Annotated in this window: 10 protein-coding genes and 1 tRNA gene; 4 read left to right on the top strand and 7 right to left on the bottom strand. The window is 75.0% G+C overall.

What is annotated here, in order from left to right:
• Positions 1-202 precede the first annotated feature (202 nt).
• From AB0G08_RS29455 to AB0G08_RS29445, 3 genes are all read right to left on the bottom strand, one after another.
• Positions 203-874 (bottom strand): hypothetical protein, encoded by a 672-nt coding sequence (locus AB0G08_RS29455; RefSeq protein ID WP_358094029.1) that lies wholly within the window; start codon positions 872-874, stop codon positions 203-205.
• 134 nt (positions 875-1,008) lie between these two features.
• Positions 1,009-2,217: a snapalysin family zinc-dependent metalloprotease gene (locus AB0G08_RS29450; RefSeq protein WP_358094026.1), complete on the bottom strand. Its 1,209-nt coding sequence runs from the start codon at positions 2,215-2,217 to the stop codon at positions 1,009-1,011.
• A gap of 150 nt (positions 2,218-2,367) precedes the next feature.
• Complete coding sequence (locus AB0G08_RS29445; RefSeq protein ID WP_358094023.1) at positions 2,368-2,847, bottom strand: hypothetical protein; 480 nt, start codon at positions 2,845-2,847, stop codon at positions 2,368-2,370.
• Between the two features lie 217 nt (positions 2,848-3,064).
• On the opposite strand from AB0G08_RS29445, the gene AB0G08_RS29440 reads away from it, so the two are divergent.
• A complete protein-coding gene (locus AB0G08_RS29440; RefSeq protein ID WP_358094020.1) occupies positions 3,065-4,270 on the top strand; it encodes a chitosanase in 1,206 nt (401 codons plus the stop codon).
• A gap of 10 nt (positions 4,271-4,280) precedes the next feature.
• Here the strand turns inward: AB0G08_RS29440 and abc-f are convergent, their stop codons facing one another.
• The 4 genes from abc-f to AB0G08_RS29420 all read right to left on the bottom strand — a co-directional run bounded on the left by abc-f (position 4,281) and on the right by AB0G08_RS29420 (position 8,900).
• Positions 4,281-5,930: a ribosomal protection-like ABC-F family protein gene (gene abc-f, locus AB0G08_RS29435; RefSeq protein ID WP_358094017.1), complete on the bottom strand. Its 1,650-nt coding sequence runs from the start codon at positions 5,928-5,930 to the stop codon at positions 4,281-4,283.
• Positions 5,931-6,165: 235 nt separating this feature from the next.
• Entirely contained in the window at positions 6,166-7,260 is a 1,095-nt protein-coding gene (locus AB0G08_RS29430; RefSeq protein ID WP_358094014.1) for an SRPBCC family protein, read from the bottom strand.
• 129 nt (positions 7,261-7,389) lie between these two features.
• Positions 7,390-8,589 carry an RtcB family protein gene (locus AB0G08_RS29425; RefSeq protein WP_358094012.1) on the bottom strand — a complete coding sequence of 400 codons (1,200 nt, stop codon included), beginning with the start codon at positions 8,587-8,589 and terminating at the stop codon, positions 7,390-7,392.
• A gap of 238 nt (positions 8,590-8,827) precedes the next feature.
• Positions 8,828-8,900: transfer RNA gene (locus AB0G08_RS29420), tRNA-Pro, on the bottom strand.
• Positions 8,901-9,364: 464 nt separating this feature from the next.
• Between AB0G08_RS29420 and AB0G08_RS29415 the strand changes: the two genes are divergently transcribed.
• The 3 genes from AB0G08_RS29415 (at position 9,365) to AB0G08_RS29405 (ending at position 10,964) form a co-directional block, all read left to right on the top strand.
• Positions 9,365-9,964 (top strand): DUF6058 family natural product biosynthesis protein, encoded by a 600-nt coding sequence (locus AB0G08_RS29415; protein ID WP_358094009.1) that lies wholly within the window; start codon positions 9,365-9,367, stop codon positions 9,962-9,964.
• Between the two features lie 135 nt (positions 9,965-10,099).
• Complete coding sequence (locus AB0G08_RS29410; protein ID WP_358094006.1) at positions 10,100-10,555, top strand: helix-turn-helix domain-containing protein; 456 nt, start codon at positions 10,100-10,102, stop codon at positions 10,553-10,555.
• Positions 10,548-10,964: a DUF4180 domain-containing protein gene (locus tag AB0G08_RS29405; protein WP_358094003.1), complete on the top strand. Its 417-nt coding sequence runs from the start codon at positions 10,548-10,550 to the stop codon at positions 10,962-10,964. Before AB0G08_RS29410 ends, AB0G08_RS29405 begins: the two co-directional genes overlap by 8 nt.
• Positions 10,965-11,220 lie beyond the last annotated feature (256 nt).

Genomic DNA, 11,220 nt, shown 5'->3' with positions numbered 1-11,220 from the left:
CCGCCGACCCCAACCAGGCCTCCTACCGGATGAGCGTCGACAACCTCGCCGACTGGATCGCCACCCGCGGCTACACCGCCTGACCCGACCCACACCACCGAACGACGACAAGGGCCGGCCCACGGGGCCGGCCCTTGTCGTCGTCTCCGTCCGCGCCCGCCCCGGGCAAGGTGCGGCCCTTGCGCCCAGGCGCTCACCCGGCTCAGGACCGGCGGTTGCGCTCCTGGCTGAGTCGCTCGTCGAGCCGGCCCAGTTCGTAGATGGCGTTCAGGTTCGTCGGCAGGTGGGTCACGTTGTCGACCAGGGGTTCCTCGTCCGGATCGGGCGTGGGGGGCGACGGGGCCGGCGGGCTCGACGGGCCGGGCGAGCCGGTAGCCGCGACGGCGGGCCGACACCGCCGGTGCAGGACGAACAACACCGGCACCGCCAGGGCGCCCAGCACCAGGCCGTGGACCAGCCACCGGTCCGCTCCCCCGTCGTCGTCCGCCCCCGGCGGGGCCGCGACCGTCGAGGGAGCGTCGGAGGCGGCGCCCCGCCCGTTCGGGGCCGGTGCCCCCCGTTCGGCCGGGCGTCCGGCGGTCCGGTCGCGGGCGGCCGGGGCCGCGGACCCGCCCACGGCCACGGACGCGGACGCGGCCGGCCTCGGGGCGGCGGGCGCGGCCGACGGGCCGCCCGGCGACGGGGCGGGGGCCGCGGGGCCGGACGGGAGGGGCGTCGGGGAGGCCCCCGGGGTGGTCCCGCCGCCTCCCCCGAGCAGGTCGTCGACGACTTGTCCGACGCCGTCGAGCAGGTCACCGACCGGCCCGCCGGAGGCCGTCGGCGTCGGCGCGGGAGCGAGCGCCAGGGTCAGGGCGAGCGCGGCCACGACACGCATGGTTCACCTCGGAAGGGGTCGGTGTGCCAGGCACCGTACCGTACTGCGGGTGGTCGCCGCGTGACACCCCGACGACACGACCGGCAACGACGTACGGGGGACGCCGCGCGCGGCGTCCCCCGTACCGGGGTGGGTCAGACCGGCAGGCCGCCGACCTGGGTGTTGATCCAGGACCGGATGGACGGCAGGTCCACGTAGATGGACGGGCCGGTGGCACAGGTGGAGTTGTTGTTGCCGGCCCGGCTGGTGGCGCCGATCAGGGCCCACGCCCCGTTGATCCGGCGCACCTGCGGGCCGCCCGAGTCGCCGTAGCAGGCGCCCGAGTTGCCGTTGGTGTTGTTGGTGCAGATCTCGTACGGGCCGTTGATGCCGAGGCAGCGGCTGTCCGACACGATCGAGGTGTCCAGCTCGTGCGCGACGGTCGGGGCGCTGCCGCAGCCGCGCGGGGCACAGGTCTGGCCCCAGCCGATGATCCGGGTGGCGGTGCCGACCGCGCCGGAGGTGCTCGGGATCGGCGCCGGGGCGTAGCTGACCGAGCTGGACAGCTGCAGCAGCTTCACGTCGACGCTCGGGTGGTTCACCGCCCGGATCACGGAGACGACGGTGCCGCCGCTGTTGCGGTAGATGCTGCCCACCCGCACCGAGGACGGAGTCCCGCAGTGCTTGGCGGTGACCGCCCAGTTCGCCTTGATCAGCGTGCCGGTGCAGCCGGAGACGTACACCATCCACGGGTAGTTCTCGGTGGCCGGCCGGCCACCCACCACGAGCGGCCCGACGTCACCCGCGTCGTCGTTCCAGGTGTACGTCGCGGCCGGCACCGCCGACGCGGCCAGGCCGCCGGCGAAGAGCGAGTTGACCCGCGAGGCCTCGGTGGAGTTCGGGTACGCGTTGCGGCAGGAGATCGGCGCGCTGCTGCCGGACATCAGGTCGGTGCAGAGCCCGGTACGCCGGTCGGGCAGGCCGAGGATGTGGCCGAGCTCGTGGCTGGCGATGCGGGTGCGGTCGTACCCCTGGTTGACGGCGGTCCAGCCCATCCAGATCCGGCCGGAGCCGAGCCCGCTGACCTGGGCGCGCGGCCAGCCGCTGTCGACGTAGATGGTGACGTTGCCCGGCGTGCGGGCAACCAGCTGGACGTTGCTGACCCGGCTGTTCCAGATGGCCGCGGCCTGGTCGAAGTTGGTGCGGAACTCGCCAGCCCGGCTGGCGTCGTAGTAGACGGTCCGGGCGGCGGACGCGCCCGGGTCGGCGGACGCGCTCGTGTCGGTAGCGGCCTGCATTCCGGTTGCGGCCAGCACCGCCGCCAGCGCGGCGGTCGCCGCGTGCAGCAGTTGTCGTCGGAACATACACGCACTCCCTGAGTTGTCCGGCGGCGTGCCACCGCCGGTCATCGATGTACGTGAATGCTAGAGCGAGGGCCGCCGATATACGGCATAACGGAACCGTCATACCGGCGCGCGGTTCGGCGCCGGGGACGGATCAGCCCGGCCCGGCGTTCATCCGGTCGACGGTCCGGCGGTCCGCTCCGACGGGCGGGCGGCCCGGCGGATGTCGCCGGCCGCCAGGGCGAACAGCGCGAGCGCGCCGGCGAGGGCCACGTCCACCCCGATCACGAATCCCCGCTCCGACCCGGCCGGCGCCACGGCCACGCCGACGGCGAGCGCCACCGCCGCCGCGAGCGCCATGCCCAGGCGGGCCGACGTCTCGCACCGCACGGCTCCCCGGCCCACCGGCGGTCGTCCCGCCGCGAGGCCGGCACGCAGCCGCCACGCGGCGGCGGCGATGAGCAACGCGCCGAGCGCCCCGGCGGCCCCGATCAGCAGCCACGGCACGGCGAACGCCCCCGCGCGCCGGGCGGGCGACGACACGCCGATCGCCGCGAGCAGCGCGAACCCGACCGACAGCGCGACGTGGACGAGGGCCACCCGCGACAGGCGACGGCGCAGCCCACCCAACTCGGTGACGAGCATCGACACGGCTGCCCCCTTCCCCGGCCCGCCTCGCATCGTGCCACGTCACGCCCCGTCGACCAAGGAGGCGGCCGGCCGCCACCCCCGTTTGACAGGCAATCGACGTACTGCTATCTGTTAATACGGTTTCCTAAAGCTCGCGGCGGTCGCCAGGCCGAGCCGCCGCGACGGAGGCCCACCGATCGGAGGCGGCGCGCCGCCACTCCCCCCACCGAGGAGCGCCATGCCTCGCAAGCGGACAGTCGCCCAGCTCTCGGGCGCCCTCGTGGTCACCGTCGCCGCGATCGGCTACGGCCTGCCCTCGGCCAGCGCCGCGGCGGCCGGGCCGATCACCGGCCTCGGCGGGAAGTGCGTCGACGTCGCCGGGGCCAACCCCGCCAACGGCACGCCGGTCCAGCTCTGGGACTGCAACGGCACCGCGGCCCAGGTGTGGACGGTCGGCAACGCCGACGGCTCGGTCCGCGCGCTCGGCAAGTGCCTGGACGTCACCGCCGCGTCGACCGCCGACGGCGCCAAGGTGCAGCTGTACGACTGCAACGGCACCGGCGCGCAGAGGTGGACCGCCAGCAACGGCGCGCTGGTCAACACCGGCTCGGGCAAGTGCCTCGACGTCACGGACTGGAGCACCGCCAACGGCGCCCGGTTGCAGATCTGGAGCTGCGCCGGCACCGCCAACCAGCGGTGGACCCTGCCCGGTGGCGGCGCCACGCCCACCCCGTCCGCCCCGGCCGGCGCTCCCCTCGACGACCCGGCCAAGAAGGACGTCGCCATGCAGCTCGTCTCGGCGGCCGAGAACTCCTCGCTCGACTGGCGCGCGCAGTTCTCCTACATCGAGGACATCGGCGACGGGCGGGGCTACACCGCCGGCATCATCGGCTTCTGCTCCGGCACCGGCGACATGCTCGAACTGGTGGAGGCGTACACGCGGACGAAGCCGGGCAACGTGCTGGCCGGCTACCTGCCGGCGCTGCGCGCCGTCAACGGCAGCGACTCGCACGCCGGCCTCGACCCGTACTTCCCCCGCGACTGGCGCACCGCCGCCGCCGATCCCGTGTTCCGGGCCGCCCAGGAGGCCGAGCGGGACCGGGTGTACTTCAACCCGTCCGTCCGCGACGGCAAGGCCGACGGGGTGCGGGCGCTCGGCCAGTTCGCGTACTACGACGCGGCGGTGATGCACGGCTACGAGGGCATGCGGGCGATCCGCAGCCGCGCCCTGGCCCGGGCGAAGCCCCCGGCCCAGGGCGGCGACGAGCGGACCTGGCTGCACGCCTTCCTCGACGAGCGGGTCGCCGAGATGAGGAAGGAACCGGCGCACTCGGACACCTCCCGCGTGGACACCGCGCAGCGGGTCTTCCTCAACAACGGCAACTTCGACCTGAACACGCCGCTGGTGTTCGCCGTCTACGGCGACCAGTACCGCATCGGCTGACGTCCCCCGGTCACGACCGGGACGCGACCCCGGCGGGGGCGCCGGTCTCCCGCAGCCGGCCGTCGGCGAGGCGCAGCCAGCGGTCCACGCCGATCGCCGCGAGGAACCGCTCGTCGTGACTGATCACCACGAACGCGCCCTCGTACGCGTCGAGCGCGCTCTCCAGCTGGGCGACGCTGACCAGGTCCAGGTTGTTGGTCGGCTCGTCCAGCAGGAGCAGCTGCGGCGCCGGTTCGGCGAACAGCACGCAGGCCAGGGTGGCGCGGAGCCGCTCGCCGCCGGAGAGCGCCCCGACCGGGAGGTGGGCGCGGGCGCCCCGGAACAGGAAGCGGGCGAGCAGGGTCATCCGCTGTGCCTCCGGCATCGCGGGCGCGTACGCGGCCAGGTTCTCCGCCACCGTGCGGTCGAGGTCCAGCAGGTCCAGCCGCTGGGACAGGTACGCGATCCGGCCGTCGGCCCGCCTGATCCGGCCCTCCGCCGGCTGCACCTCGCCGTCGAGCACGCGCAGCAGGGTGGACTTGCCGGCGCCGTTCGGGCCGGTGAGGGCGATCCGCTCGGGCCCCCGGATCGTGAGGTCCACGCCGTCGCCGGCGAACAGGGCGCGCTCGCCGTAGCGGACCTGCACGCCCTCGCCGTGGAAGACCGTGCGACCGGCCGGGAGGTTGGTGCCGGGCAGTTCCAGCGTGATCCGCTGCTCCTCGCGCAGGGCGCGGCCCGCCTCGTCGAGCCGGGCCCGGGCGTCGCCGACCCGCGCGGCGTGCGTCTCGTTCGACCGGCCCGCCGACTCCTGGGCGCCCCGCTTCATCGTGCCGGCGAAGATTTTCGGCAGGCCGGCGCTCTTCAGGTTGCGGGCGGCGTTGCCGGCCCGGCGCTCGGCCCGCTCGCGCGCCTGCTGCATCTCCCGCTTCTCCCGCTTGACCTCCTGCTCGGCGTGGCGGACGTTCTTCTCCGCGACCTCCCGCTCGGCGCGCACCGCCTCCTCGTACGCGGTGAAGTTCCCGCCGTAGGAGCGGATCTCGCTGCGGTCGAGTTCGAGGATGCGGTCCATCCGGTCCAGCAGCGCCCGGTCGTGGCTGACCAGCAGCAGGCAACCGGTCCAGTCCTCCAGCGCGGCGTGGAGCCTGCGGCGGGCGTCGAGGTCCAGGTTGTTGGTGGGCTCGTCGAGGAGCAGGACGTCGGGCCGCCGCAGCAGTTGCGCCGCCAGGCCGAGCGAGACGACCTGGCCGCCGCTGAGGGTGTGCAGGGGCCGGCTGAGGGCCACGTCGTCGAGGCCGAGCCGGTCGAGCTGGGCGCGGGTGCGCTCCTCGACGTCCCAGTCGTTGCCGACCGTGGTGAAGTGCTCCTCGGCGGCGTCCCCGGACTCGATGGCGTGCAGCGCGCCGAGCACCGGCGCGATCCCCATGACCTCGGCCACCGTCAGGTCGCCGGCCAGCGGGAGGCTCTGCGGCAGGTAGCCGAGCACCCCGTCGACGGTCACGGAGCCGCCGGTGGGCCGGTGCTCCCCGGCGATCAGCTTGAGCAGCGTGGTCTTGCCGGCGCCGTTCGGCGCGACGAGGCCGGTGCGGCCGGCGCCCACGGTGAACGACAGCTCCTCGAAGACCGGGGTGTCGTCCGGCCAGGAGAAGGAGAGGCGCGAACAGATGATGAACGCATCGGACATGCGGAAACCCTCGGGGTGACGCGGGCGCGCCGGGCGCCCTGGGACGGGACTCGGTAGACGACGGCCCGTGGCCACGACGGCGGCGGTCGAACGCCTGCCGGTGGCCGGGCACTTCCGGTGTCACCCGGAGATGTCGTCGTCACCCGCCACGTCTGGTCTCCCTCTTCCGATCACTCGCGCCCATCCTAACAGCGCGGGCCCGGTGCGACGGGCCCGCGCTACGCCGGCGACGGCGTCAGAGGCCCGCGCACGGCTCGTCGCCCAGCGAGCAGTCCTCGGGCGCCCTGGTGAGCTGGTCGACGTCGCGGACGGCGAACGTGAAGGTCCGCGAGCGGCCGGCCGGCACGGGCGGCCCGGTGAAGGTCACGACCTGTCCGTCCTGGCGCCACTCGGCCCCGCTGACGTCGGTGAGCGTGCCGCCCTCGGCCAGCGTGACGACCACCCGCCAGCCGTTCACCGCCGCGCTGCCGGGATTGTCGACGACCACCTCGCCCGTGTAGCCGAGCAGCCGCGTCGACACGGTCTCGTAGCGGGCGGTCGCGGCGGGGGCCGACGGCGCGCTCGAGGTGGGCGTACGCGACGGCGTCGCCGAGGGGGTCGCCGAGGGCGTCCGGCTGGGGCGGGAGGGGGTCGGCGTGGCGCTCCGCGTGGGGCGGGCGGAGGGGGTCGGCCGCGCCGTACGGCTCGCGGTGGTCGTGGCGGTCGGCGACGTCGCCGGAACGGGGCCGGCGACGGGGTCCGGCTCGGCCGGCAGCACCGCCCACACCGCGACCCCGGCGGCCAGCACGATGCCGGCCAGCCCCGCGACCAGCAGCGGCCAGCGGCGACGGCCGGCCGGTGCCGGCTCGTCGCCGACCGCCTCGGTCACCGGCATCTCGGCGGTCATCCCGGCCTCGCCCCGCCGCAGGTCGACCTGCCGGAAGGCCAGCCAGTCGAGGATCGCCGGCAGCCGCCCCGTCAACGCCTGCCGGTACGACTCCTCGCGGCGCTCGCGCTGCTCGTCGGACCAGCTGCCGTGCTCCAGCACCTCGCGGACCGACAGCCGGCACCCCTCGGCGGTGGGGGTGGCGGCGCAGGTCAGCCGGCTGCGCCGGCCGCCCTCGAGGCACCGCAACGCGATCAGCTCCGGCTCGCGCCGGTCGGTCACCTCCGCGTCGACGGCGGCGTCGAACCCGGGCAGTCCCGCCGTGAACAGCAGCAGCCGGCCGCGCGCCCCGGCCATCGGCTCGACCTCGGTGAACCACCGGGCGAGCAGCGCGCGATCCGTCAATGCGTGCCACACCCGGTCCGCCGGGTGGAACAGGTCGACCTGTACGTCGATCTCGGTCACGGCGAGACTCTACGGGTATCGATCGCGGGCCGACCCAAACGGGGGGACTCCTCACCGCGCGGGGCCGGCGCCGCGCGGGCCGCCGGGGCGTACGACCGGCGCCCACCCCTCCCGGGCGCCGGCCGGCGCTCATCCCTTCACGCAGACCACCTGCTTGAGGTGCGCCACCACCTCGACCAGGTCCTCCTGCTGCGCCATCACCTGGGTGATGTCCTTGTACGCGCCGGGGATCTCGTCGACCACCCCGGCGTCCTTGCGGCACTCCACGCCGGCGGTCTGCGCGGCCAGGTCGGCGGTGCTGTACGTCCGCTTGGCCTGCGCCCGCGACATCCGCCGCCCCGCCCCGTGCGACGCCGAGCAGTACGCGTCCGGGTTCCCCTTGCCCCGCACGACGTACGAGCCGGTGCCCATCGACCCCGGGATGATGCCCAGGTCCCCCCGACCGGCCCGGATCGCGCCCTTGCGGGTGACCAGCACGTCGACGCCGTCGTAGCGCTCCTCCGCCACGTAGTTGTGGTGGCAGCTGATCGGCTCGTCGTAGCTCACCTGCGGGAACTGCTCCCGCACCACCTGGCAGAGCAGGGCGAGCATGACCGCCCGGTTGCGCCGCGCGTACTCCTGCGCCCACCACAGGTCCCGGCGGTAGGCGTCCATCTCCGGCGTGCCGGCGAGGAACACCGCGAGGTCCCGGTCGGGCAGGTCGGTGTTGTGCGGCAGCCGCCGGGCGACCGCGATGTGCCGCTCCGCCAGCTCCTTGCCGATGTTGCGGGAGCCGGAGTGCAGCATCAGCCACACCCGTCCCTCGTCGGCGCCGCCCTGCTCCAGGCAGACCTCGATGAAGTGGTTGCCGCCGCCGAGCGTGCCCATCTGCCGCTGGGCCCGCGTCTCCAGCTGCGCCACCCGCCGGTCGAGGTCGGCGAACCGACGCCAGAAGTCGTCCCAGCCGGCCTGCTCCAGCCCACGGACCCGGCGCGGGTCGACCGGCTTCTCCCGCTGCTGGAACCCGACCGGGATCGTGGCCTCGATCGCCGAGCGGAGCCCGGCCAGGCCGTCCGGGAGGTCGGCGGCGCTCAGCGAGGTGCGGACCGCCGACATGCCGCAGCCGATGTCGACGCCGACCGCCGCCGGCGAGACGGCCTGCCGCATCGCGATGACCGAGCCGACCGTCGCGCCCTTGCCGAAGTGCACGTCGGGCATGACCGCGACGCCCTCCACCCACGGGAGGGCGCCGATGTTGCGCAGCTGCTGGGCGGCCTGCGGCTCGATGCCGTACGGATCGGTCCAGACCCGGACCGGCGCGCGGGTGCCCGCGAGCGGGGTGTAACTCATCGTCGTCTCCTTGTGTCGTCGGCTGGTCGTCGCCGTCGCGGCGGGACCGGAGAGGTTCGACGACCGCCCGGGAATCGAACCCGGCGAGAGCGGCCTGCACGGCCACTCCGCGCCCAGCGCGCGGCCGGTCCGCCGGGCGTGGCCCGACGGGTGTCGCGGTTGGCCGGATTCGCACCGGCGATCGGCACCGTTGCTCCAACGGCCCGTGTCAGGACAGGGTCGGCGCCCTGTCCTGCCGTCCGGGACCGGGGAATCGAACCCCGCGTCTCTCGCGCCCAAGGCGAGCGGGTCAGCCAGCTCCCTCGTCCCGGTGATGTCTCGTCTCCCGGCCGGCCCGTGGCGGGGCAGCCGGGGTGTCACTTTCACTGTGGAGTTGAGAACGGGGCGACGCCGCCGGGGCGGGGCCGGGACGGGAAGGATGGCGATCGGGTGGACGAAAAAGCCGCCCGGCCCCCGGTGGGGTGGGCGGCTGCGCGTACGCGCTGGCGCTAGACGCGCCGCCACCCCGGCTGCCGCCCCTGCCCGGGACGGTGCTGCCCGCAGGATCGTCCGCTTGTGGGCAGCAGGGCACCACCGCGCGGCGTCGGCCACACGGCGTCGGTGCGGGTGCGCTGCGACACGGCGTACTCCCCTGGGTCGTTCGGTTGACCTTGCGTCGATGACCGTAGGCGGGTCTGGACGGTGACCGCAACGGATATCCACGGAACCGTTCGGCCGGCACCGAACCGTCCGGCCGCTACCGTTCCTCCCCGACGACGTGGGCAGGAGGGCTCCGATGCGGCTCAGGCAGTGGGTGGCGGAACGGTATCGGCAGGTCAACGGCGACCATCCGATGACGGCGGCGGACGACGCGTACGTGAGCGCGCAGTTCGCGGTGCTCGACGAGCTGTGCGCCGCACGCGGGTGCGACGCGGACGACGTACGCCGGCTGATGCTCGACCGGCGGCTTCCGTTGCCGGGATACCTGCGCTCCGACGGCGCGGAGATGGTGCCCGTGGACCTGCTCGCGCTCGCCGAGCGGGCCGGCGGGACGGACGCGCTGGAGGCGTGGTTCACCGGCCACTGGGCCGAGGAGGGCGTCGGCGCCGCGGAGTGGGACGCCTATCTCAGCGGCCGGTACGTCTGCCTGCGGTCGGTCGCCCCGGCCACGATCCGGCGCAAGGACGAGCTGGTGGCCGCCATCCGGGCGGCGCTGGCGGACCTCGACGCCGACCCGACCGACGCCGGCACGGCGCTGCGGCTGTGCGCGTTGGTCGACGAACTGGACGCCCTGATGCCGGCGTTCAGCCCGTACGACCGGCTGCGCTTCGGCGGCCCGACCTCCCGCGACACCTACGTCGACGCGGTGCGGGCCCGCCTGCGTAACCGCCCCTGACGGCACGACATCAAGGTGGCGGCCGCCGAGGCGCGTGCCGCCGCGCGACGAGGGCTGTCACCGGCGCGGGTGGGAACGACACCCGCGCCACAGCCGCTTCCCTATGCTTCCCTTTCTGGGCTAGATTAGGGAGCGATGAGTGAAGAAATGTACTCGGTCGAGCAGGTGGCGGAGCGGCTGGGCCTGCACGTGCGCACCGTGCGCGGCTACATCCGCGCCGGCCGGCTCCGGGCGGTGCGAATCGGCAAGCAGTACCGGATCGCCCGCGCCGACCTCGACGCGCTGACCGGTCGGCCGGCACCCGCCGGTCCCGCCGGCGGCGCGGCGGTGGAGGTGTCGAGCATCCTGCAGATCGACGGCGTCGACCGGGCCGCGGCCGACCGGCTGGCCACGCTCGTCCTGGCCGCGGCCAACACCACCCACCACCGGGCGCACCCCCTGCGCATCCAGACCGTCCACGACGAGGAGCGGAACCGCATGAAGATCGTGATCCTGGGCGGCGCCTCGGCCACCGCCGACGTGCTACGCCTGGTCGACGCCGTGCTCGACGGCGACAATGGCCTGCTCACCGGGGAGGCCGACGGTGCCTGACGTCATCCAGGAACGGGCCGGGGTGCCGGTGCTGGTGTGCGACCCGGCCGGCCCGCCGGTGGCCACCGAGCAGGACGCGCTGGACCTGATCGGCTCGGCCTTCCTCGGCGCCCAGCTGGTCGCCGTGCCGGCCAGCCGGCTCGATGCCTCCTTCTTCTCCCTCGGCACCCGCTTCGCCGGCGACGTCATGCAGAAGTTCGTCAACTACCGGATCCGCCTGGTCGTCGTGGGCGACATCAGCCGCCACCTCGCGGCCAGCTCGGCCCTGCGCGCCCTCGTGCAGGAGTCGAACCGGTCCGGCCACGTGTGGTTCGTCCCCGACCTCGACGCCCTCGACGCCCGGCTGGCGCCGGCGGCGCGGCCCGGCGGCACCGGACCCGGGGCGCAGGGGGCGCCGACGCGCGGCTGACCGTCCGGGGTTGCCGGCCGGCCAGGCGGGTAACCGGCGCGGATGAGGCCGGAGGCCGAGCCGGTGGACGTCGACGAGCCGCTGGCCGTCGACGTACCCCCCGCGCCGCACGACGCCAGCGGCGAGCGGGTGCCGACCCGCGACCTGGCCGGGCTGGCGCCGGCGGCGCGGCCGGCGGGGGGGGGGCGGCCGCGCCCGCGGGCGGGGCGGGGGGGGGTGGCCCGGGCCCCCCCCCCCCCCCCCCGGCCCGTCCGCC

Origin of the sequence: Micromonospora sp. NPDC023644, assembly GCF_040640115.1 — a bacterium.
GTDB lineage: Bacteria > Actinomycetota > Actinomycetes > Mycobacteriales > Micromonosporaceae > Micromonospora.
Note: the sequence above shows the minus strand (reverse complement) of the source record. Positions and strands in the feature narration are given on the sequence as shown.